The organism is Streptomyces sp. NPDC050287 (assembly GCF_044459385.1).
Lineage (GTDB): Bacteria > Actinomycetota > Actinomycetes > Streptomycetales > Streptomycetaceae > Streptomyces.
The window spans coordinates 902,595-925,007 of sequence record NZ_JBITIY010000002.1; the positions used below are offsets into that span (position 1 = coordinate 902,595).

General features: G+C 70.9%; 21 protein-coding genes and 2 tRNA genes. 12 read left to right on the forward strand and 11 right to left on the reverse strand.

Annotation, left to right across the window (positions count from 1 at the left end):
• Positions 1–21: 21 nt before the first annotated feature.
• Positions 22–564 carry a PPA1309 family protein gene (locus ACIBK3_RS09450; protein ID WP_399363541.1) on the reverse strand — a complete coding sequence of 181 codons (543 nt, stop codon included), beginning with the start codon at positions 562–564 and terminating at the stop codon, positions 22–24.
• Positions 565–727: 163 nt separating this feature from the next.
• Here ACIBK3_RS09450 and ACIBK3_RS09455 point away from each other — a divergent pair, with 163 nt between their 5' ends.
• The 4 genes from ACIBK3_RS09455 to ACIBK3_RS09470 all read left to right on the forward strand — a co-directional run bounded on the left by ACIBK3_RS09455 (position 728) and on the right by ACIBK3_RS09470 (position 6,263).
• Positions 728–3,664, forward strand: a complete 2,937-nt coding sequence (locus ACIBK3_RS09455) for a UPF0182 family protein (protein WP_399363998.1) — start codon at positions 728–730, stop codon at positions 3,662–3,664.
• A gap of 79 nt (positions 3,665–3,743) precedes the next feature.
• A tRNA-Met gene (locus tag ACIBK3_RS09460) sits at positions 3,744–3,817 on the forward strand.
• A 229-nt stretch (positions 3,818–4,046) separates the two neighbouring features.
• Positions 4,047–5,921 carry a tetratricopeptide repeat protein gene (locus ACIBK3_RS09465; protein ID WP_399363542.1) on the forward strand — a complete coding sequence of 625 codons (1,875 nt, stop codon included), beginning with the start codon at positions 4,047–4,049 and terminating at the stop codon, positions 5,919–5,921.
• A 268-nt stretch (positions 5,922–6,189) separates the two neighbouring features.
• A tRNA-Met gene (locus ACIBK3_RS09470) sits at positions 6,190–6,263 on the forward strand.
• A gap of 63 nt (positions 6,264–6,326) precedes the next feature.
• Here ACIBK3_RS09470 and ACIBK3_RS09475 read toward each other — a convergent pair.
• The 6 genes from ACIBK3_RS09475 to hisN all read right to left on the reverse strand — a co-directional run bounded on the left by ACIBK3_RS09475 (position 6,327) and on the right by hisN (position 11,123).
• Positions 6,327–7,505, reverse strand: a complete 1,179-nt coding sequence (locus ACIBK3_RS09475) for an ABC transporter substrate-binding protein (RefSeq protein ID WP_399363544.1) — start codon at positions 7,503–7,505, stop codon at positions 6,327–6,329.
• Positions 7,502–8,365 carry an ABC transporter permease gene (locus tag ACIBK3_RS09480; protein WP_399363546.1) on the reverse strand — a complete coding sequence of 288 codons (864 nt, stop codon included), beginning with the start codon at positions 8,363–8,365 and terminating at the stop codon, positions 7,502–7,504. Before ACIBK3_RS09480 ends, ACIBK3_RS09475 begins: the two co-directional genes overlap by 4 nt.
• Positions 8,362–9,129: an ABC transporter ATP-binding protein gene (locus ACIBK3_RS09485; RefSeq protein WP_399363548.1), complete on the reverse strand. Its 768-nt coding sequence runs from the start codon at positions 9,127–9,129 to the stop codon at positions 8,362–8,364. The genes ACIBK3_RS09480 and ACIBK3_RS09485 overlap by 4 nt, the downstream gene beginning before the upstream one ends.
• A 140-nt stretch (positions 9,130–9,269) precedes the next feature.
• Entirely contained in the window at positions 9,270–9,686 is a 417-nt protein-coding gene (locus tag ACIBK3_RS09490) for a Fur family transcriptional regulator (protein ID WP_399363550.1), read from the reverse strand.
• A gap of 77 nt (positions 9,687–9,763) precedes the next feature.
• Positions 9,764–10,174 carry a cyclic nucleotide-binding/CBS domain-containing protein gene (locus tag ACIBK3_RS09495; protein WP_399363552.1) on the reverse strand — a complete coding sequence of 137 codons (411 nt, stop codon included), beginning with the start codon at positions 10,172–10,174 and terminating at the stop codon, positions 9,764–9,766.
• A gap of 148 nt (positions 10,175–10,322) precedes the next feature.
• Positions 10,323–11,123 (reverse strand): histidinol-phosphatase, encoded by an 801-nt coding sequence (hisN, locus tag ACIBK3_RS09500; protein WP_399363554.1) that lies wholly within the window; start codon positions 11,121–11,123, stop codon positions 10,323–10,325.
• A 202-nt stretch (positions 11,124–11,325) separates the two neighbouring features.
• On the opposite strand from hisN, the gene ACIBK3_RS09505 reads away from it, so the two are divergent.
• Positions 11,326–11,934, forward strand: a complete 609-nt coding sequence (locus ACIBK3_RS09505) for a TetR/AcrR family transcriptional regulator (RefSeq protein WP_399363556.1) — start codon at positions 11,326–11,328, stop codon at positions 11,932–11,934.
• A gap of 252 nt (positions 11,935–12,186) precedes the next feature.
• Here the strand turns inward: ACIBK3_RS09505 and ACIBK3_RS09510 are convergent, their stop codons facing one another.
• The 4 genes from ACIBK3_RS09510 to ACIBK3_RS09525 form a co-directional block, all read right to left on the reverse strand.
• Complete coding sequence (locus ACIBK3_RS09510) at positions 12,187–12,510, reverse strand: DMT family transporter (RefSeq protein WP_399363558.1); 324 nt, start codon at positions 12,508–12,510, stop codon at positions 12,187–12,189.
• A 129-nt stretch (positions 12,511–12,639) separates the two neighbouring features.
• Complete coding sequence (gene rsgA / locus ACIBK3_RS09515; protein ID WP_399363560.1) at positions 12,640–13,650, reverse strand: ribosome small subunit-dependent GTPase A; 1,011 nt, start codon at positions 13,648–13,650, stop codon at positions 12,640–12,642.
• Positions 13,651–13,666: 16 nt separating this feature from the next.
• Positions 13,667–14,983, reverse strand: a complete 1,317-nt coding sequence (gene aroA / locus ACIBK3_RS09520; RefSeq protein ID WP_399363562.1) for a 3-phosphoshikimate 1-carboxyvinyltransferase — start codon at positions 14,981–14,983, stop codon at positions 13,667–13,669.
• Positions 14,984–15,091: 108 nt separating this feature from the next.
• A complete protein-coding gene (locus ACIBK3_RS09525; RefSeq protein WP_399363564.1) occupies positions 15,092–15,814 on the reverse strand; it encodes a M50 family metallopeptidase in 723 nt (240 codons plus the stop codon).
• A gap of 50 nt (positions 15,815–15,864) precedes the next feature.
• Between ACIBK3_RS09525 and ACIBK3_RS09530 the strand changes: the two genes are divergently transcribed.
• The 7 genes from ACIBK3_RS09530 (at position 15,865) to ACIBK3_RS09560 (ending at position 22,403) form a co-directional block, all read left to right on the forward strand.
• Positions 15,865–16,680, forward strand: a complete 816-nt coding sequence (locus ACIBK3_RS09530; RefSeq protein ID WP_399363566.1) for an SOS response-associated peptidase — start codon at positions 15,865–15,867, stop codon at positions 16,678–16,680.
• A gap of 1 nt (position 16,681) precedes the next feature.
• On the forward strand, positions 16,682–17,392 hold the full coding sequence (locus tag ACIBK3_RS09535) for an alpha/beta family hydrolase (protein ID WP_399363568.1): 711 nt from the start codon (positions 16,682–16,684) through the stop codon (positions 17,390–17,392).
• A 257-nt stretch (positions 17,393–17,649) separates the two neighbouring features.
• Complete coding sequence (sigR, locus tag ACIBK3_RS09540; RefSeq protein WP_399363570.1) at positions 17,650–18,333, forward strand: RNA polymerase sigma factor SigR; 684 nt, start codon at positions 17,650–17,652, stop codon at positions 18,331–18,333.
• Entirely contained in the window at positions 18,330–18,632 is a 303-nt protein-coding gene (rsrA, locus tag ACIBK3_RS09545) for a mycothiol system anti-sigma-R factor (protein ID WP_399363572.1), read from the forward strand. The genes sigR and rsrA overlap by 4 nt, the downstream gene beginning before the upstream one ends.
• A gap of 131 nt (positions 18,633–18,763) precedes the next feature.
• Positions 18,764–20,071 (forward strand): HD-GYP domain-containing protein, encoded by a 1,308-nt coding sequence (locus ACIBK3_RS09550; RefSeq protein ID WP_399363574.1) that lies wholly within the window; start codon positions 18,764–18,766, stop codon positions 20,069–20,071.
• Positions 20,068–21,315 carry an HD-GYP domain-containing protein gene (locus ACIBK3_RS09555; RefSeq protein ID WP_399363576.1) on the forward strand — a complete coding sequence of 416 codons (1,248 nt, stop codon included), beginning with the start codon at positions 20,068–20,070 and terminating at the stop codon, positions 21,313–21,315. The genes ACIBK3_RS09550 and ACIBK3_RS09555 overlap by 4 nt, the downstream gene beginning before the upstream one ends.
• Positions 21,316–21,419: 104 nt before the next feature.
• The gene (locus ACIBK3_RS09560) at positions 21,420–22,403 is read left to right on the forward strand and encodes a tetratricopeptide repeat protein (RefSeq protein ID WP_399363577.1); all 984 of its coding nucleotides are present in this window, start codon (positions 21,420–21,422) and stop codon (positions 22,401–22,403) included.
• Positions 22,404–22,413 lie beyond the last annotated feature (10 nt).

Genomic DNA, 22,413 nt, shown 5'->3' on the forward strand with positions numbered 1-22,413 from the left:
TACTCCTGTCGATCGAGGGGGCTACTCCTCGAAGGTCGCCGCCAGCGCCTCCGCCAGACCGGGAACCAGGTCGGAACCCGTGAGGACCTCCGTCGGCGAGTCCTTCTCGCGCAGCCGCAGGGCCGACTCACGGGCGCCGTCGCGCAGCACCGCGACCGTCATCCGGACCTCCTGGCGGTCCGGGTGCTCGGCCACCCACTGGGCGAGCTTCTTCTCGCTCAGGCCCTCGGGGACCGTCGCCTCCGCGGACGGCGGCAGCATGAGGCGCTCCACGGTGAGCGCGCATCCGGCCACCGCGTCGGGCCAGGCGATGGTGCCCAGGAACTCGTCGAGCGGCTTGCCCGTCGGCACCTCGTCCTGCTCGATCGGGGTGAGGCCCGTGGTCTCCTGCTCCTCAGGGAGGTCGAGCTGGGCAGCGAGGGCGGGTTCCTGGACCCGCAGCCGGGCGGTGTCTACGAGGGCGAAGAGGCGGGCGGGCTGGTCCCAGCCGAGGCCGGAGGCGTACTCGTCGATCTCGAGGACCGCCCGGGTCAGCGGGCTCGCCGCCATGGGAGTGTTGGACATGGTCACAATCCTGCCTGGTTCCCCACCCGAATCGGGAACCGAGTAAAGCGTGAGTAAGTTGCATAGATGAGGGCCTACGATCACGTGGCCCATGGACGGCCCGTGACGACGCGGGCCTGACGGACCAACAGCGAACTTCGAGGTGCGCACCTTGGCTTTCCAGATGCCGGACCGCGGCGGAGGCCCGACGGGGCCACGGATCAGAGTGGGCCGCCCGTCCCGGCGCGTCCGGACCCTGCTCATGACGCTGGGCGTCCTTGCCGTACTCGGCATGGCGTTCACCATGTTCGCGGGATTCTGGACGGACTGGCTCTGGTACCGGTCGGTGAACTACTCGTCCGTGTTCACGACGACGCTGTGGACCAAGATCGGGCTGTTCTTCGTCTTCGGTCTGCTGATGGCCCTCGCGGTCGGTGTCAACATCTGGCTCGCCCACCGTCTGCGTCCTCCGCTGAGCGCCATGTCCATGGAGCAGCAGAGCCTCGACCGATACCGGATGGGCATCGCACCGTACAAGAAGTGGCTGCTGCTCGGGATCACCTCCCTGGTGGGCCTGATCGCGGGTGCCTCCGCCTCCAGCCAGTGGCGTACCTGGCTGATGTGGGTCAACGGTGTGCCCTTCCACCAGAAGGACCCGCAGTTCCATCTGGACATCTCGTTCTACACCTTCGACCTGCCCTGGTACCGGTTCCTGCTCGGCTTCGGCTTCGCCGCCGCGATCCTCTCCGTGATCGCCGCCGCGCTCACCCACTACCTGTACGGCGGCCTCAGGGTCACCTCGCCGGGCGCGCGTGCCACGGCCGCGGCGACCGGACACCTGTCGGTGCTGCTGGGCGTCTTCGTCGCCCTGAAGGCGGTCGCCTACTGGCTCGACCGGTACGGACTCGCGGTGAAGTCCAGCGACTTCAAGGCCACCGACAACTGGACGGGCCTCAGGTACGTAGACGCCAACGCCTATCTGCCGGCCAAGACGATCCTGTTCTGCATCGCCGTCATCTGCGCGCTGCTGTTCTTCGCCACCCTGTGGCGGCGCACCTGGCAGCTGCCCGTCATCGGCTTCGGCCTGATGGTGCTGTCCGCGATCCTCATCGGCGGCCTGTACCCGGCGATCGTCCAGAAGTTCCAGGTCCAGCCGAACGAGCAGGCCAAGGAAGCGCCGTACGTCGCGAAGAACCTCAAGGCGACACGTGAGGCGTACGGCATCGACGACGCCAAGGTCAGCGAGTACGAAGGCAAGTCCACCACGGAGAAGACCAAGCTGCGCGACGACGCCACCGATGCGGCCAGCATCCGCATCATGGACCCGAACATCGTCTCGCCGACGTTCCAGCAGCTCCAGCAGATGCGGAACTACTACGCCTTCCCGACCAACCTGGACGTCGACCGCTACAGCACCAAGGACGGCAACGACCAGGACACGGTCATCGGTCTGCGGGAGCTGAACCTCAACGGCATCCCGAAGAACAACTGGATCAACGACCACTTCCGCTACACCCACGGGTACGGCGCGGTCGCCGCCAAGGGCACCGAGGCGGACTCCCAGGGCCGCCCGGTCTTCACCGAGTCCGACCTGCCGTCCAAGGGCGACCTCAAGACGTACCAGCAGCGCGTCTACTACGGCGAGAAGACCAACACGTACTCGATCGTCGGCGGTCCCCAGAAGGAGATCGACTACTCCGACGACAGCGGTGAGAAGACCTTCAGCTACACCGGCAAGAGCGGGGTCAACCTCTCCAACCCGATCAACCGGGCCGCGTACGCGGTGGCGTTCAACGAGCCGCAGATCCTCTACTCCGGTGCCATCGGCGAGGGTTCGCGGATCCTGTACAACCGCACCCCGAAGGAGCGCGTCGAGGCGGTCGCCCCCTGGCTGACCATCGACGGCGACGCCTATCCGGCGGTGGTGAGCGGCAAGATCCAGTGGATCGTCGACGCGTACACGACGACCAACGGATACCCGTACGCCTCGCGGACGACGCTGGGTGACACGACGGCCGACTCGCTGACCGCGACCAACAACTCGCGTGCGGTGGTGGCCCAGCAGAACCAGGTCAACTACATCCGCAACTCGGTGAAGGCGACCGTCGACGCGTACACCGGTCAGGTCAAGCTCTACCAGTGGGACACCCAGGACCCGGTCCTGAAGACCTGGATGAAGGCCTTCCCGGGCACGGTCGAGCCCAAGGGGGACATCTCCCAGGCGCTGATGGACCATCTGCGGTACCCGCAGGACCTGTTCAAGGTCCAGCGCGAACTGCTCAGCCGCTACCACGTGGAGGACGCGCAGACGTTCCTCAGCGGCAGCGAGGTGTGGCAGGTGCCGGACGACCCGACCAACAAGTCGGGCAACGCGGTGCCGCCGTACTACCTGAGCATGAAGATGCCGGACCAGTCCTCGCAGGCGTTCTCGCTGACGACGACGTTCACGCCCAACGGCCGGGACAACCTCAGTGCGTTCATGTCCGTCGACGCTGAGGCGGGCACCAGCGACTACGGCAAGATCAGAATCCTGAAACTGCCGACGAACACCGCCGTCAACGGGCCCAAACAGGTGCAGAGCCAGTTCAACTCCAAACCGGACATCGCCGAGACCATCAGCCTGCTCAACCGCGGTGACTCCACCGTGGAGTACGGCAACCTGCTGGCGGTGCCTCTCGACGGCGAATTCCTGTACGTGGAACCGGTCTACGTCCGCGGTGGGGGCCTGAAGTACCCACTGCTGCGGAAGTTGTTGGTGACCTACGGCGGCAACACCGCCTTCGAGGACACCCTGGGCGCGGCCCTCAACAAGGTCTTCGGAGCGGACGTCTCGACGACCCAGCCGCCACCGGACCAGGGTGACACGACGAAACCGCCACAGACGTCCACCAACCCCACGGTCCAAGAGGCGTTGAACGACGCCCAGAAGGCCTTCGACGCCGGCCAGGAGGCGCTGAGCAAGCAGCCGATCGACTGGGAGGCGTACGGCAAGGCGCAGAAGGACCTGGAGGCGGCGCTGACGCGGGCCGAGCAGGCCCAGACCGAGGCCGGCAAGAGCGGCGGTAAGCCGAGCAGCAGCCCGAAGCCGTCCGGCAGTCCGTCCGCCAGTCCCAGCGGCTGATCAAGAGGCTGCCTCCAGCGGCTGGTCAAAAGGCTGATCAGAAGCCTCCCCGCGCCGTGATACGGTTGCAGAACAACGGCGCGGGGTGGAGCAGCTCGGTAGCTCGCTGGGCTCATAACCCAGAGGTCGCAGGTTCAAATCCTGTCCCCGCTACTGAAATGGACGACGCGAGTCGTTCGCCGCTGAAGGCCCGGATCCTGACAAGGATCCGGGCCTTTGTGGTGTGCGAACGGATGTGCCGACACAAGGGCGGCCGTGCCGCCGTGGGGAGTTGGCTGAGCCTGTGTTTGACTTGTCTCTCTGTGGGCATGTCGACAAAACGCTGTAGTGACCTCAATGGCTGCGGTATACCAGGTGTACCCAGGTTGCAGGTGGTGCGACGATGGACGTTATGGGGGACAAGGCAACTCTGTTCGAGACAGGGCGTTTTGTGCAACCTTCCGGGCTCGACCAGGCCGGGGAGGCGGCTGAGGATGCCGTCGAGGAGCTTCGCCGCAGACTCGCCGCCGAAGCGGGCGACGTCGAGGCGATGAGCGTCCTCGGGGCCATGCTGCTGCGCCGCGGAGACCTTGACGGAGCAGAGCCCCATCTGCGTGCCGCCACCGCGGCCGGTGACCGGGCCGCAGCCAACAATCTGGGAGTCCTTCTCCATCAGCGCGGGTACGCCGACGAGGCCGCCGGCTGGTGGCGGATCGCCGCCGTCGCCGGATCCGCCGCGGCCGCGCACGCGCTGGGCCGGCACCACCGTGAGCGGGGTGACGAGCCCGCCGCGGAGTACTGGCTGCGCCAGTCCGCCGAGCAGGGACACGCGCTGGGCGCGTACGCGCTCGCCGATCTGCTGGAGCATCGGGGGGACGCCGGGGCCGAGCGGTGGATGCGGGCCGCGGCCGAGCGGGGGCACCGGGAGGCCGCGTACCGGCTGGCACGCGCGCTGGATCGCAGAGCCCCGAATGAGGGACGCGAGGGACAGGATCGGCTTGAGGGGCACGAGAGCCGTGAGGGGCATGAGCAGGGCGAGGAGGAAGCCGGGGCCGACAACGGTGTCGCCGCGACGGACGAGGCCGAGCAGTGGTACAAGCAGGCCGCCGCGCGCGGGCACCGGCGGGCCGCGCTGCACCTCGGGGCGATCCTCGAGAAGCGTGGTGAGCTCAAGGAGGCCGGGCGCTGGTACCTGACGTCCGCCAAGGACGGTGAGGCGCGGGCCGCCTGCGCGCTCGGGTTCCTGCTGCGGGACGCCGGTGACACGGAGAGCGCGGCCGTGTGGTGGCTGCGGGCGGCGCAGGACGGTGACGGCAACGCGGCGAACGCGCTGGGCGCGCTGCACGCCGAGCGAGGCGAGCCGCAGACCGCCGAGCGGTGGTACCGGGCCGCGATGGACGCCGGCGACGACAACGGGGCGTACAACCTCGGGCTGCTCTGTGCCGAGCAGGGGCGGACCGCGCAGGCCGAGCAGTGGTACCGGCGGGCGGCGTACGCCGGGCACCGTGAGGCGGCGAACGCGCTGGCGATCCTGCTGCTGCAGGGCGGGGACACCGCCGGGGCCGAGCCGTGGTTCTCCAAGGCCGCGGAGGCCGGGAGCGTGGACGCCGCGTTCAACCTGGGGATCCTGTTCGCCGGGCGGGGCGAGGAGGCGGCCGCGCTGCGGTGGTACGAGCGGGCGGCGGCCGCCGGGCACACCGAGGCGGCGCTGCAGGTCGGGATCGCGCGGCTGCGGGACGGGGACGAGCCGGAGGCCGAGCGGCATCTGCGGTGTGCGGCGGGGCGGGGGAGCGCCGAGGCCGCGTACCGCCTGGCCACCGTGCTGGACGCGCGGCGGCCGCCGGAGCCCGCGCATGAACTCGGCGAGTCGGTGCACGAGAAGAGCGAGTGCGAGGAGTGGTACGAGCGGGCGGCGTCCCAGGGACATCGGCGGGCGCAGGTGCGGGTCGGGATGCTGGCGGCGGCCCGGGGGGACGTGATCGAGGCGGCTCGGTGGTACCGGGAGGCGGCCGAGGCCGGGTCCCGGAACGGGGCGTTCAATCTGGGGCTGCTGCTGGCCCGGGAGGGCAGCGAGCCCGAGGCGGCGGTGTGGTGGACCCGGGCGGCCGACGCCGGGCACGGGCGGGCGGCGTTGCGGCTTGCCCTCGTCTACGCGCGTCGTGGAGAGCTGGCGGAGGGGCAGCGGTGGGCGGATCGGGCGGTGTCGCTCGGACCGGCGGAGGTTACGGAACGGGCGGCCCGGTTGCGGGATGCCTTGCGGCAGGAACTGTCGGCGTGACGCTGCGCTGAGCGGGGGCAGGGCTTGGTCTGTGCTGTTGAGCGGTGAGGGCCGATGGACGCGGGGAGCTGGTGCCGGCGAGCTGGGGCTCTCGTCCCATTGCCCTCCCCGTGCCGATCGGCACGGGCGACTCGGCGCAGCGGGGGTCGCCGGTCTGGGCGGCGTCAGCGGGTGTGCCCGCGTGGGGGTCGGCTGACCTGCGGTGATGCCCGGGGCTTTAAGTGATTTGCCTCTGTGCGCGTCCTTGACGTAACGTTGCATTCATCGACGCGGGGTGGAGCAGCTCGGTAGCTCGCTGGGCTCATAACCCAGAGGTCGCAGGTTCAAATCCTGTCCCCGCTACTGAAGGCCGAGGGCCGGAATCCGAAAGGGTTCCGGCCCTCGGTCATGTGCGACTGTCGGCGGCTATGGGCCTTTGTGGCCTACCGCCTCCTCGTACAGCGATCTGTTCACCGTTTCCCGTTCCGGGAGCGCGTCGCCCTGTGTCACGCCCTGGGCGCGGTACGCCGACTGGAGGCGGTCCGTCGTGCCGGCGCGGATCTCCCAGTCCATGTGGAGGGACGGGGTGGAGCGGAGGGTTGCGTCGTCCGTCCCGAGCAGTTTGGCCACGTATGTGACGAACGTCGCGTTCCTTTTGTAGTCCGACGCGAAATACGTGTTGATCGTGCGGATGTACGCCCGGAGCAGCGCCACCCCCGCGTCCACGTCGTCGTCCAGCAGGTTCGGGCCGTACAGCATGCCGCCCAGGGGTTCCCCGAGGGGCTGGCCGCCGAGGAAGGCGTAGTCGGGCTTGTCGGCGACGCGGCGCCAGACCGGGTCGAGGAGCCAGGCCGAGTCGACGCCTCCGTTCTGCAGGGCCGTGAGGACGTCGGCCGAGCCCAGTTGCTGGTACTGGATCTTGTCGAGGCCGCCGCCGTGCTCGCGCAGCGCCTTCTCCATGGGGTACGCGATCACCGAGCCCTTACCGATCATCGTGCCCATCTTCCGGCCGGCCATGGCCACCCTCCCGACGCTCTCGCCCTCCTTCAGCCGCACCCACAGGCCGCTCTCGGACTTCGGGTCGGGGGAGAAGTTCCCCGCCACCCACCTGATGTCGAAGCCGCCGCGGACGCCGTTCATGACGGCCGCCTCCGGAGCCGCCCACAGCGCGTCCAGGTCCCCCTTGGCCAACAAGGGGAGGGAGTCCGGGGTCGGCAGGACCTTCAGGGTGACGTTCAAGCCCTCCTTCTTGAACTCGCCCTTGTCCAGGGCGACCTGGAGGGGAGCCACGTACTCGGCGCTCAGTGTTCCCGTCGCGATCGTCAGCGTCCGGGGCTGCCGCAAGGGGCGTGGGGCGGGGGCTCCGGGGCGGCAGCGGGCGGGGGTGCGGGTGGGTGCGAGGTCAGTCGGGTCCGTCCAGGACGTGGTGCCGCAGCCCTCCACCGGGCGGATCGCGCGTGTCCCCCGGTCCGCCTTCGGCTCCTGGTCCCCCGATGACGGTGACGAACATGCCGCCGACGCCAGCAGTACGCCGACGGCGACCACGGCGCCGTACGCGAATCGGGATCTGCTGACGACAGCCCTCGTCACGGCAGCCCTCGTCATGACTGCCCCCTTCCTCTGTCCCTCGGTGCCCACGGGGTGAGCAACCGGCCCACCAGGCGGATCAGTTCGGAGAAGAGCACGCCCAGGACGGCCACACAGACGATGCCGACGAACATCACGTCGTTCTGGAAGAGCGCGCGCGAGTCGAAGATCAGATGGCCCAGGCCGTTCGTCGCCGCGATCTGTTCCGATGCGACGATCACCAGCACCGCCACGCCCGCCGCTATCCGGGCGCCGACCAGGACCTGCGGAAGCGAGCCCGGCAGCAGGACGTGCCGGAACATCTGCCACGGCGAGGCGCCGAAGACGCGGCCCGCGTCGCGGTGGCCGGCCGGGACGGTGATCACCGCCGACATGGTCGAGATCCAGACGAAGAAGAAGACCGTCGCCGCCACCAGGGCCACCTGAGGTCCCTCGCCCAGCCCGAACATGTTGAGGAAGATCGGGAGGAGGGCCAGTTTCGGTACGACGTACAGAGCGTCCAGGAGCGGTTCGAGGGCGGCCCGCACCAGCGGGAGGGAGCCCATCAGGAGGCCGAGGGCGTAGCCGGCCGCGGTGCCCACGGCGTAGCCGGCCAGGACGCGTTTCAGGGTGGCCCACACGTCCGGCCACAGGTCGCCGGCCGCCGCCCGGTCCCAGCCGTCGGCCAGGATCGTGGACGGGGCCGGGTAGACGCGGTCGTCGATCCAGGCCCGGGAGGCGGCCAGTTGCCACAGGAGGACGAGCAGGAGGGGAACGGCCGCGGCGAGCGACACTTCCAGGGCGCGGCGGCGACGGTGGGTGCGTACGGGGTGGAGTTCCTGGGGGCCGGGGCGGCGCACCAGGAGGGATTCGGCGGAGGGCCTGGTGACCGTCGTCATGCCGGCACCGCCTCCTTCCGCAGGAGGGCCCACAGCTCGCTCTTGAGGGTCGTGAACTCCGGCGTCGAGCGGATGTCGCCGGTGCGCGGACGCGGGAACGGGGGACGGTGTTCGGCGATGATCCGGCCCGGGCGGGCGGACATCACCAGCACCCGGTCGCCGAGCACGATCGCCTCTTCCAGGCTGTGGGTGATGAAGAGCGTGGTGGTGCGGGTGGTCTGCGTCAGCTCCAGCAGCTCTTCCTGCAGGATCATGCGGAGTTGGGCGTCCAGAGCGGCGAACGGCTCATCCATGAGAAGGAGTTCGGGTTCGACGGCGAGGGCGCGGGCGATCGCCACACGCTGGCGCATACCGCCGGAGAGGGTCGCCGGGTAGGCCTGCGCGAAGTCGGCGAGGCCCATACGGGCCAGCCAGGCGTCGGCCCTGGCGTTCGCCTCACGGCGCGGGACACGCTGGATGTCCAGGCCGAAACGGACGTTGGCGCGGACCGTCTTCCAGTCGTAGATGCCGTAGTCCTGGAAGATCATCGCCGCGGGGCGGGGACTGCTGGTACGGATCTCCAGGCGGCCGGTGCTCGGGCGGAGCAGGCCCGCGGCGATGCGCAGGAGCGTGGACTTGCCGCAGCCGGAGGGGCCGACCAGGCAGACGAACTCGCCGGGGGCGACGGTGAGGTCGACAGGGCCCAGGGCCTCGACGGCTCGGGGCGCGCGGCCGAAGGTGCGGGTCAGTTCGGTGGCGTGGAGTTTTGGGTGCGGATCTCCCACGGTTGCTCCTTGCGGAGTTCGGTACGGGGTGGGGGGTGCCGCACGACGATATGACGACCCGTCAGATACTGGAAGTCCGCCGGCAGCACAAAGCCCCGGCACTCATCGGTGCCGGGGCCGTGTGCCGAAGCGAGGAAGTGCTACGCCGCCGCGCAGTTCGGGCACACGCCCCGGTACGTCACCTCGACGTCCGAGACGGTGAAACCGAAGCGCTCCGTGTCGGGGAGGTCGGCCAGCGGGTTGCCGGTGGGGTGCACGTCCCTGATGGCGCCGCACTGGGCGCAGACCAGGTGGTGGTGCGGCCGGTGCGCGTTCGGGTCGTACCGCTTGGCGCGCTTGTCGGTGGCGACCTCGAGCACCTCGCCGAGGGAGACCAGCTCGCCCAGCGTGTTGTAGACGGTCGCCCGGGAGATCTCGGGCAGCTTGGCGACAGCCCTCGCGTGGACCTCGTCGGCCGTCAGGTGGACGTGTTCGCCTTCGAGGACCTCGGCCACCACGCGCCGCTGCGCGGTCATCCGCCATCCGCGTCCGCGCAGCCGTTCCAGAAGGTCGCTCATGCATACCACCCTAACAGCAAACAGGACCAGGTCCCGAACAGGTGTGACTTTGGATCTTAGTTTGATTTGGAAATTGTCTAATGTCGGATCGGATTCGCCATGGCCAGTGTCTGCTGCCGGGCGGGGACCCAGCAGCGGATGATGTCGCGGACCGAGACGATGCCGACGGGCTCGCGGTCGAGGACGATCAGGTGGCGGAAGCCGCCGTGCGTCATGGCGCGGGCCGCCTCTTCAAGGGTCCAGGCCGGGGCGGCGAAGACGACGTCGGTGGTGGTATGGGCGTGGACGGGCTCCGTGTCGGGGTCCTGGCCGAGGCCCACGGAGTTGAGTACGTCGCGTTCGGTGAGGATGCCGATGCCGCCGGCGTCCGGATCGTGGACGATCGCGGCGCCGACGCGGCGTGCGGACATCAGGGCGGCTGCTTGGCGGAGGGTGTGGGCGGGGCCGATGGTGAGGACCACCGTGCTCATGGCGTCACGGACGAGCATGGCTGTGAGTCACCTCCTGGGAATCACCGCGACAGTTCAGTGATTCACAAGTTCACAAATGGGGGTGTCCTCAGGGTGGCAGGTAAAGCGGAGGTCAACAAGAGGGCGTGTGCGGCCAATTGAGGGCGCACGCGCTCATCCGTGCTCCTCAGGTGCGCTCGTTGAGATACCCGAGGAACTCGTCGTGCAGCAGGCCGTTCGACGCGGCCGCGTTGCCGCTGTGCGGGCCCGGGCGGCCGTCGAGGCCGGTGAAGGTGCCGCCGGCCTCCGTCACGATGATCGCGTTAGCGGCCATGTCCCAGAGGGAGAGCTCCGGTTCGGCGCACAGGTCCACCGAGCCCTCGGCGACCATCATGTAGGGCCAGAAGTCGCCGTACGCGCGCGTGCGCCACACCTCGCGGGTCAGGTCGAGGAAGCCGCCCAGGCGCCCCTGGTCCTCCCAGCCGGTCAGCGAGGAGTACGCGAAGGAGGCGTCGGAGAGCTTCGACACCCGGGAGACGCGCAACCGGGAGGCCGAGGAGAGACTGCGCCCGGAGAAGGCGCCGTGGCCCTGCGCGGCCCACCAGCGGCGGCCGAGGGCGGGGGCGGAGACCACGCCGACGACCGGCTGGAAGCCCGTCTCGCCCGCCTCCATGAGGGAGATGAGGGTGGCCCAGACCGGTACGCCGCGGACGTAGTTCTTCGTGCCGTCGATCGGGTCGATGACCCAGCGGCGCGGACCGGTGCCCTCCACGCCGTACTCCTCGCCGAGGATCGCGTCCCGGGGGCGGGCACGTTGGATCTGGCCGCGGATGAGTTCTTCCGCGGCCTTGTCCGCTTCGCTGACCGGAGTCATGTCCGGCTTCGTCTCCACCTTGAGGTCGAGAGCCTTGAAGCGGTCCATGGTGGCCGCGTCCGCCGCGTCCGCGAGGACGTGGGCGAAGCGGAGGTCATCGAGGTAGTCCGGCATGTAGGGCACGGTATCTGTCGTGGTGGGTACGGGCTACAGGGGGCCTTGCCGGCGGGGGCGCCCGTGGTGGTGCCGGAGGTGGTGCCCGCCGCGGCAGCTCGTATCGGCCGGCCGAGCGCCCCCGCGTGCCTTCGCGAACCCTTGACAGTGACTCTGTGCGCGTCAAATCTGGGCGCAGAGCCGATCGCCCCGGGAGGCGATGATGCCTGCAGCGCGGGAATCCCTGCTGGACGCCGCTTACAAGGCGCTGGCGCGCCGGCCGTGGTCCGCCGTGCGGATGGTGGACGTGGCCGCGGCGGCCGGAGTGTCCCGGCAGACGCTGTACAACGAGTTCGGGAGCAAGGAAGGGCTGGCCCGAGCGCTCGTCCGCAGGGAAGCGGACGGGTATCTCACGGGAGTCGAGCGGGCGCTGACCGCCCACGGCGACGCCCGGGAGTGCCTGACCGCGACCGCGGAGTGGACAGCCGCCACCGCCCGAGAGAACGCCCTGGTACGGGCCATGCTCACCGGCTGCTGGAGCGAGCGGCTGCCCTCGCCGACGCTGACGGCCGTGCCGTCCTCCTCGGCGGTGCCGGCGCAGCGCCGCGCGGACGGGCCGCTGCCGTCCCCCGGTGACCTGGTGGCGCTGGTCCGGGACCGGGCCGTCACCGTGCTCTCCGGGCCCGGCACGCCCCAGGCGGAGGCCGCCGAGCTGGCCCGCTCCTGCGAACTCGTCGTCCGGCTCGCACTGTCGTGCGTGGGGGCGCCGCCCGGCGATGGCGGCGTGGCGGATCTCGTACGCAGCGCGCTGCCGCGCCAGTTGACGCCGTAGCCGGCCGGTGCGGTAGTGGGCAGACGTCCTGGTCGGCTGAAGCCGTAGCCGGGTTGATGTCCTGGACGGCTGGGGCGCGGTAATGGGTTGACGCCCCTGGCCGGCCGGCGCCGTAGCCGGGGTGACGTCCTGGCCGGCTGACCCCGGGTCGGGGTGACGTCCTGGCCGGCTGACCCCGTAGCCGGGCTGACGCCATAGCCGGTGCGTCAGTGCGGCCGGCGCCGGGTGGCTCTCAGCGCGGTCGGCGCGCTCTCAGTGCGACGACCCCGACAGCTGGAGTCCGATCACGCCGATGATCACCAGGCTGATCGAGACGATCTTCAGGGTCGAGACGAGGTCGCCGAGGAAGACCATGCCGTAGATCGCCGTGCCGGCCGCGCCGATGCCCGTCCACACCGCGTACGCGGGCCCGACGTCGAGCTTCTTCAGGGACAGGGTCAGCAGGCCGAAGCTGCCGAGGGCGAATATGCAGAACGCGATCGTGGGCCAGAGCCTGGTGAAGCCGTGCGACAGCTTCAGACAGACGGCGAAACCGGTCTCCAGGAACCCCGCAACGACGACCAGCAGCCACGCCATGTGCTGTCCTCCCGTACGTCCACGGGTCCCGGTCTCGGGGACCCTTTTGTCTGGCTCTGGTCAGGCTTGGATCCGGCTCGGTGCGATTATGCCCTTACCGGACCTGGGTGGAGACAAACAACGCGGAGGTCAGTCGCCTTCCGTGCGTTCCCTCGTCGACAGCAGCCGGCGCAGTGAGTACAGGCGCGCCGGGTCCGCGTGGCCGTCGGCGACCCACTGGTCCAGCGCGCAGTCCGGCTCGTCGTGGCTGCACGCGCGCGGGCAGCCCTCGGTACCCGGCTCCAGGTCGGGGAAGGCGTGGATCACGCGGGACGGATCCACGTGGTGCAGACCGAACGACCTCAGGCCCGGGGTGTCGATCACCCAGCCCCCGTCGCCCGCCAGCGGCAGCGCCAGCGCCGAGGTGGTGGTGTGCCGGCCGCGGCCCGTCACCGCGTTCACATGGCCGGTGAGACGGCGGCGGTCCTCGGGGACCAGCGCGTTCACCAGGGTCGTCTTGCCGACGCCGGAGTGACCGACGAACGCCGTGATCCTGCCGTCCAGTTGCTCGCGCACCCGGTCCGCCGCGTCCCCGTTCTCCAGTTCCCCGCGGCTGGTGACGAGGTACGGGATGTCCAGGTCGCCGTACAGCTCAAGGAGCTTGTCGGGCGGGGCCAGGTCCGACTTGGTCATCACCAGCAGGGGTTCCAGGCCGCCGTCGAACGCCGCCACCAGACAGCGGTCGATGAGCCGCGGGCGGGGTTCCGGGTCGGCCAGGGCGGTCACGATCGCCAGCTGGTCGGCGTTGGCGACGACCACGCGCTCGTACGGATCGTCGTCGTCCGCCGTGCGCCGCAGGACGGAGGTGCGCTCCGCGATGCGGACGATCCGCGCGAGGGTGTCCTTCGTGCCGGTCAGGTCGCCGACGATGCCCACCCGGTCGCCGACCACCGCGGCCTTGCGGCCGAGCTCGCGGGCTTTCATCGCCATCACGATCCGGCCGTCGACGAGGCAGGTCAGACGGCCCCGGTCGACGGTGAGGACCATGCCCTCGACCGCGTCCTCGTGTTTGGGCCGGATGTGCGTCCGGGGCCGGTTGCCCTTGCGGTTCGGGCGGGAGCGGATGTCGTCCTCGTCGGTGTGCTTGCCGTAGCGGCGCATGTCGTTGTCTCCGGACCTACGCCCCGAGCATCCCGGTCCACAGGTCGGGGAAGTCCGGCAGGGTCTTCGCCGTCGTCGCCACGTTCTCGATCCGTACGCCCTTCACCGCCAGACCGATGATCGCGCCCGCCGTCGCCATGCGGTGGTCCTCGTACGTGTGGAAGGTCCCGCCGTGCAGCGGGCGCGGTCGGATGTGCAGACCGTCGGCCGACTCCGTGACGTCACCGCCGAGCTCGTTGATCTCCTTGGTGAGCGCGGCCAGCCGATCCGTCTCGTGCAGCCGGAGGTGGGCAACGCCCCGAAGGGTGGAGGGGGAGTCCGCGAGGGCCGCGACCGCCGCGATGCCCGGGGTGAGCTCGCCGACCTCGCCCAGGTCGACGTCGATGCCGTGGATGGCACCCGAACCGGTGAACTCCAGGCCGTACTCGGTCAGATCGCAGGAACCGCCCATTTCGGTGAAGATCTCGCGCAGCCTGTCGCCGGGCTGGGTGGTGCGGGCCGGCCAGTCAGGGATGACGACCTTGCCGCCGGTCACCAGGGCCGCCGCGAGGAACGGCTGGGCGTTCGACAGGTCCGGCTCGATCGTCAGGTCCCGGCCGAGCAGGGCGCCCGGGGTGACCCGCCAGACGTTCGGCTCACCCCCCGACTCCGGGCTGTCCACCTGGGCGCCGACCGCGCGCAGCATGTCGACGGTCATCCGGATGTGCGGCATGGAGGGCAGCGTGGAGCCGGTGTGGCGGACCTCGACGCCCTGGTTGAAGCGGGGGGCGGAGAGCAGCAGGGCGCTGACGAACTGGGACGAGGAGGACGCGTCGATCTCGACCAGGCCGCCGTCCAGGGCACCTGAGCCGTGGACCGTCAGCGGCAGCGCGCCGCGACCGTCGTCGTCGATGCGGGCGCCGAGGACACGCAGGGCGTCGATCACACCGGTCAGGGGGCGCTCGTACGACCTCGGGTCGCCGTCGAAGCGGATGGGGCCGTCGGCGAGCGTCGCGACCGGCGGCAGGAAGCGCATCACCGTGCCGGCGTTGCCGACGTCGACGGTGGCCGGGCCGCGCAGGCCGGCCGGCAGCACCCGCCAGGTCTCACCGGTGCCGTCGGGGCCGACGCCCTCCTCGATGCCGACGCCCATGGTGCGCAGGGCGCCGGCCATCAGAAGGGTGTCGCGGGAGCGCAGGGGACGGCGCAGCCAGCCGGGCTCGCTCGCGAGGGCGGCGAGCACGAGTGCCCGGTTGGTGACGGACTTGGACCCCGGCACGTGGACCGTCGCGTCGACGGCTCCGCTCGCGTGCGGGGCGGGCCAGAGGGCGGTGTGTACGTCGTTCGGGGCCATGGGTCCCACTTTATAAGGAGGCCGTGCGCCGGGTGCGGGAGCGTTGTGGCTGGTCGCCCCCGGGCCGGCGCCGCCTGTCGACACGGCCCCCGCGCGCGTGAGCGCTGGTCACACCTCCAGCAGCCAGCGGCCTCCGCCGATCAGCGAGCACAGGCTCACCGCATGGAACAGAAACAGCCACATCCCGGCCGGTACATGGGTCAGCCGGGACAACTGGTCCGCGTCCGAGTCGCCCGCGCCGCCCCGCGACCGCTTGGCCTGCAGTTCGAACGCCGGGCGTACGCCGCCGAGCAGCAGGAACCAGACCACCGCGTACGCGAACGCCGCCTGGACCTGGGGGCCCGTCAGCCAGGAGACGATCACGAACGTGCCGCCGGTGAGGAGCACCGTGAGGGCGCCGTAGGCGTTGCGGATCATCAGCAGCATCGCCACCAGGAGTGCGCTGGCCAGCCACAGCAGGGCCGTGATGTGGCCGGTGGCGAGCAGGGCGGCGCCGCCGAGTCCGAGGAGCGGGGGAGCGGTGTAGCCGGCGGCGGCCGTGAGGATCATGCCGATGCCGTGCGGCTTGCCCCGGCTGACGGTCAGCCCGCTGGTGTCGGAGTGCAGCCGTATGCCGGTCAGGGTGCGGCCGGTGAGCAGCGCGATCAGGCCGTGGCCGCCCTCGTGGGCGATGGTGATGGCGTTGCGGGCGACGCGCCACACGCCGTGCGGGACAACCACGGCGACCGCGGCGACGAGGGTCGCGAGCACCACCCACAGATCGGGGTCGGGCTGGCTGCCGAAGATCTCGTCCCAGAGGGAGGCGAGCGGTTCGGATGCGATGCTTTGCATGTTCGGCAGTGGCTCCCGTACGTCTCGTCGAATCTGGCAGTGTGGCACGTATGTGCGGACGGTATGCAGCCAGTCGTGGGCCCGAGGATCTCGCAGGAACCTTTGAGGTCGAGAAGTGGGATCCCGAGGAAACCCTGGCCCCCGACTACAACGTGGCCCCGACCAAGGACGTCTACGCCGTTCTCGACCGCCCTCTCAAGGACGCGGACGAGCCGAGGCCGGTTCGACAGCTGCGGAAGCTGAAGTGGGGTCTGGTGCCGAGCTGGTCGAAGACCCCCGAGGGCGGCGCCCGGATGATCAACGCGCGCGCGGAGACGGTGCACGAGAAGCCGTCGTACCGGCGGGCCTTCGCCGCCCGGCGCTGCATCATCCCCGCCGACGGCTACTACGAGTGGGTCACCGGCAAGCAGGAGCGGGAACTGGAGACGGAGGGCAAGAAGAAGCGGCCGCGCAAGCAGCCCTACTTCGTCCTCCCCGCCGACGGCTCGGTGTTCGCGATGGCCGGGCTGTACGAGTTCTGGCGGGACAGGACGCTGCCGGACGACCACCCGCAGGCCTGGTGGGTGACCTGCTCCGTGATCACCACCGAGGCGGAGAAGACACCGCTGGCCGTCGCGCCCGCCGAGGGTCCGTACACGCTGGCCGACATCCACCCCCGGATGCCGCTGATGCTCACGCCCGACCGCTGGGACGCCTGGCTCGACCCGGCCCGCACGGACCCCGAGGACCTGCGTGAGCTGCTCGACCCGCCGCCGCCCGGGCTGATGCGGGCGTACCCCGTCACGACCGCGGTCAGCAACGTCCGCAACAACGGGCCGGAGCTGCTGAAGGAGCTGGAGGGGCCCGAAGAGGGCACACTCTTCTGACGTGAGCAAAGACATCACCGAGTCCGCCGGGACCGCCGGGACCGCTGAGCCCGTCGAGACCACCGGGACCACCGGGACCACCGGAACGGCCGAGACCGTCGAGACGGACGCCGGGACCGCCCGCGTCACCTGGCACCGGGCGGAGAAGGCGCGGCTGGTCCTGGCCGTCAGTCACGGCGCCGGTGGCGGCATCGGGGCCCGCGACCTCCAGGCGCTCGCCCGGACCCTCCCGGCGCACGGAGTGACCGTCGCCCTCGTCGAGCAGCCGTGGCGGGTGGCGGGCAAGAAGGTGGCGCCCGCGCCGAAGACCCTCGACGTGGGCTGGCGGGGCATCTGGCCCGCCCTCGCCCGCCCCGGCCTGCCGGTGATCTCCGGCGGGCGCAGCGCCGGCGCCCGGGTGGCCTGCCGTACCGCCACCGAGCTGGGCGCGTACGCCGTCCTCGCCCTGAGTTTCCCGCTGCACCCGCCGGGCAGGCCGGAGAAGTCCCGCGCCGGGGAGCTGCTCGCGGCGGGGGTGCCCACCCTCGTGGTCCAAGGGGGGAACGACCCGTTCGGCAGGCCGGAGGAGTTCCCCGAGGGGGCCTACGACCTGGTCGAGGTGCCGTACGGAGATCATGGCTTCGGCGTGCCGAAGAAGGCGGAGCTCAGCCAGGAACAGGCAGTGGCGATCGTCACTGACGCGGTCGTGGAGTGGGCCGGGTCACTGGGGTGACGGCCCGGGAATGTTGCGGACAAGCCCTCTGTTGAGGCGGACAGAAGTGCTGAAACACCAGCACCTACCGTCGTGGAGAGGAAGTCCGCCGCATGGGTTCGACCTACTGCCCGAGTCGCAGCAGCCGCGCAGACTTGGACTGGACCGTGCTGCACGCGGCGAAGGCCGCCCCTATTCGGGCGGCGGCCGGACCGGATCGTCGTCTATCCTCCGATTCTGATGGGACCGGTCTCGGTCTCGTCCGCAATCTTGAGGAGGTGGGTCCGGTCACCGGTACCGACGCAGGGACCGAACACGGCCAGGCGGAGCAGCCCGAGGGCCGGGGCACGAGTACGGAGTCCACGGTCGAGCGCACCGCGCGCTTCGAGCGGGACGCGCTCGAGTTCCTCGACCAGATGTACTCGGCCGCGCTGCGCATGACGCGCAACCCGGCCGATGCCGAGGACCTGGTGCAGGAGACGTATGCCAAGGCGTACGCGTCCTTCCACCAGTTCCGCGAGGGCACCAACCTCAAGGCGTGGCTGTACCGGATCCTCACCAACACCTTCATCAACTCGTACCGCAAGAAGCAGCGCGAGCCCCAGCGCTCCGCGGCCGAGGAGATCGAGGACTGGCAGCTGGCCCGTGCCGAGTCGCACATGTCGACCGGTCTGCGCTCCGCGGAGACGCAGGCGCTCGACCACCTGCCCGACTCGGACGTGAAGTCAGCACTTCAGGCGATCCCCGAGGAATTCCGCATCGCCGTCTATCTCGCCGACGTAGAGGGCTTTGCGTACAAGGAGATCGCGGACATCATGGGGACACCCATCGGTACGGTGATGTCCCGGCTGCACCGGGGCCGCCGTCAACTGCGCGGCATGCTCGAGGACTACGCGCGTGAGCGCGGGCTGGTTCCGGCCGGCGCCGGAGAGTCGAACGAAGCGAAAGGTTCGGGCTCATGAGCTGCGGAGAGCCGCACGAGACGGACTGCAGTGAGGTACTCGATCATCTGTACGAGTTCCTCGACAGTGAGATGCCGGATGTCGATCGCGACAAGTTCAAGCAGCACTTCAAGGAGTGCTCGCCGTGCCTGGAGAAGTACGGCCTCGAGGAGGCCGTGAAGAAGCTGGTCAAGCGCTGCTGCGGACATGACGACGTGCCGAGCGACCTGCGTTCCAAGGTGCTGGGGCGGCTCGACCTGATCCGCTCCGGGCAGACCGTTCCCGAGCACGACGTGACCGCCGCTCCGCAGGAGTCCTGAACTCGCGACCGGACACGGGTGCGGGGCTGTCGTCACTCGAACGTGCTAACCCGCCGGTTATAAGCCCGCGCTTCCCCCTCCTGCCGTCCTAGGCTCCGGACCCTGAGCAGGCACGGCCGGGGAGGGGCGTGATGGAGGCGGTACCGGCACGGGCCCGTGCGTACATCGCCTGCGCTCTTGTCCTCGCGCTGCTCTGCCTGTCTCCGCTGCCGAGCGTGCGGACGTCCTGGTGGGCGGTGCTCCTGCTGGCCGGGCTGTACGCCGGCTGCGAGCAGGCCGCCGCCCGCTGGCGGTTCGCCGGCACTTTCTACCCCGTCCTGCTCGCCGGGGCCTTTCTGCTCCCCGCGTCGGCCGCCGCACTGGTCGCGCTGCCGGGGGCGCTGCTGTCCCCGGTCGAGGAGCGGCCGCGGTGGCTGCGGCGGGTGTGGCGGGCGGCGCAGCTCGTCGTCGGCGTGTGGGCGGCCGCGCGGGTGCACGGGGCGCTGGGCGGGCAGGACACCGTCGCCGACTCCGACTTCCCGTACGCGCTCGCCCCCGCCGGGGCCGCGGTGCTGGCGTTCTGCCTGGTGATGAGCGTGCTTGACGGGGGGATCCGGACGCTCGCCGAGCGCGTTCCCGTACGACGGGCCTGGCGCGGGCTCTTCCTGCGCTCCCTCGCCCCGGTCGCCGTGCACGGGCTGGCCGGGCTGATGATGGCCGTGCTGTGGCGCAGTCCCTACGGTCCGGTCGCCGCGCTGCTCGTGCTGCTGCCGATGTGTGTGTCCTGGTGGGTGTTCGCCCAGTACCACCGGGAGCGGGCCGCCCACCAGGCGACCATCCGGGCGCTCGTGCAGGCCGTCGACATCAAGGACGGGTACACCCGCGGACACAGCGAGCGGGTCGGACAGGCCTCGATGATGATCGGGCGGGAGCTGGGGATGCCCGAGGAGCGCGTCGAGACGCTGCGGTTCGCCGGGATCCTGCACGACGTGGGGAAGCTGGGCGTGCCCACGCGGCTGCTGCGCAAGGACGGGCCGCTGACCGCCGAGGAACGGCGGGTGATCGAACTGCATCCCGAGTACGGGCACGAGATGGTGCGCGGGATCTCCTTCCTCGGGGAGGCCCGGGCGGCCGTCCTGCACCACCATGAGCGACTGGACGGCAGCGGCTACCCGTACGGCCTGGCGGGCAGCCAGATCCCGGAGTCGGCGAGGGTGGTGGCCGTCGCCGACGCGTTCGACGCGATGACGTCCACCCGGTGCTACCGGCGGGCCCGGCCCGTGCCGGTGGCCCTGGAGGAGCTCCAGCGGTGCGCGGGTACGCAATTCGACCCGCTGATGGTGGAGGCCTTCGTCCGGGCGGTGGGCAGACACGGCTGGCACCCGGCCGTGACCGCCGACGAGGCCCACCCGCCGCCTCCCCGCCCGGCGCCCTCCAGTCAGCCGGAGGCGCGCCTGTGAACCCGCGCCGGCTCCTGCCGCTGCTCACCCTCGTCCACGCCGTCGCCGGCGTCCTCGTCACCGTCTCCCTCGCCGTCACCCTCTGGAGCGGCCTCGACGAACGCGGAGTCGCCCTCGCCTTCGGGGTACTGGTCACCGTCGGTGAGCTCACCGGGTGGACCGGCGCCCAGGCCAGGGAGCCCGCGCCGCTCGCCGCCGCGGGGGCGCTGTCGTACGCCCTGCTCGGGGCGGACGCGGGACAGCCGACGCGGCACGGTGTCTGCCAGGTCGTCGCCGTCGTCCTCGCGGCCGCCCTCCTCGGCAGCGTGCCGCACATCGCGTGCGGGCGGGGCCCGGCCCTCGACCATCTGGCCCGGCGGGTGCTCACCGTCGGATTCGCCGCCGTGTGCTTCCAACCCCTGTGCGGCCAGGGAGCGTTCCGGGAGTGGGGCGGTCCCGCGTACGCCCTGTTGCTGGTGGCGCTGCTCTCCCTCACCGCGCTGTGCGACGCCGTGCTCGCCGCCGCGCTGGCCCACTCCCGCACCCGGTGGCCGTTCGGCCCGTTGCTGCGGGACGAGCTGCGGGCGCTGCCCGGGATCGGGACCGCGGTGTGCGCGACCGGGGCCGTGATGGCGCTCGCGGTGGCCGTCGTCGGGCTGTGGGCGGTGCCCGTGTTCTCGCTGCCGCTGCTGCTCACCCAGCTCTCCTTCCGGCGGTACGCGGCCGTGCGGGCCACCTACCGGCAGACCATCACCTCCCTCGCCCGGGCCACCGAGATCGCCGGGTGCACCCCGACCGGGCACGCCCGCCGCGTCGCCGCGCTCAGCCTCGCCGTCGGCCGGGACCTGGGGCTGTCCGGGCCGGAGCTCACCGTCCTGGAGTACGCGGCCCTCATGCACGACATCGGCCAGCTGAGCCTCGTCGACCCGGTGCCGGCGGGCGCCACCGCCGTACTGCCACAGGCGGAGCAACGGCGCATCGCCCTGCTCGGCGGCGCCGTGGTCCGGCAGACCGGCGTGAACTCCCAGGTGGCGGCGGTCGTGGAGCGGCAGGCCGACCCCTGCGCCGAGCAACCGGTCGCCGCGCGGATCGTGCGGGCCGTCAACGCGTACGAGGAGAAGGCCCGCGACGCCGGTCCCGGCGGGCCGCTGACGGCTCTGGAGGAGCTGCGCCTGGCGGGGCCCGGGGAGTACGCCTCCGAGGTGGTCGAGGCGCTGGCCAGAGTCCTGTCACGGGACTGTCTGACCCCCGCCCAGGCTGGGTAACCCATGGGTAATGAGCGCCCTTCCGGCCCTACGTGGTTGGATGCGAAGGAAAGGGTGACCGGGGGCACAGCCAGCCCACTGAACGGAACTGGCAGGCGGGAATCGTGAGGATCTTCGGCAAGGGACGGCACCGGCCCTCCGCCTCCTGGCGGCAGGCCACAGACCGCGCGTTCACGCTGATCGGCGACGGCCGGTACGAGGACGCGGGCGCCCTGCTCACGCGGGCCGCCGATCTGGAGCCCTGGCTGTCGGAGTCCTGGTTCAACCTCGCCCTCCTGCACAAGTTCCGGCACGACTGGGAGCAGGCCCGGGCGGCGGGACTGCGCGCCGTCGCCCTGCTCGACCGGGAGACCGGGGCGCCCGACTGGTGGAACGTCGGCATCGCCGCCACCGCCCTGCAGGACTGGCCGCTGGCCCGGCGGGCCTGGCAGGCGTACGGACTGCGGGTGCCCGGTGGCGCCACGGCCAACGGCGAGCCGCTCGGGATGGACCTGGGCAGCGCGGCCGTACGGCTGTCCCCGGAGGGGGAGGCCGAGGTGGTGTGGGGGCGGCGGCTGGACCCCGCCCGCATCGAGGTGCTGTCCATCCCGCTGCCGTCCTCCGGGCGGCGCTGGGGCGAGGTCGTCCTGCACGACGGGGTCCCGCACGGCGAGCGGACCACCACCGCCGGGCACGCCTACCCGGTGTTCGACGAGATCGAGCTGTGGGCGCCTTCCCCCGTGCCGACCTGGGTGGTCCTGCTGGAGGCCGCGACCGAGGCCGACCGGGACGCCCTGGAGCAGCTGGCCGCGGACGCGGGTTTCGCCGCCGAGGACTGGTCGTCGTCCGTACGGCTGCTGTGCCGGATGTGTTCCGAGTCGCGGATGCCGTCCGACGAGGGTGACGGGGAAGAGCACCTCGATCCGCACGACCACAGCGAGCCGGGGCATCCCGGGCCGCTCGGGCACCGGACCGACGGGCAGCTGTGGGTGCCGGAGCGGGAGTGCGGGGTGGCCGCGCCGGCCTCGCTGGTGAGGGGGTTGCTGGACGGGTGGGTCGCCGACAGCCCCGATTCCCGGGACTGGCGGGACCTGGAAGAAGTCTGCTGAACGGATCCTG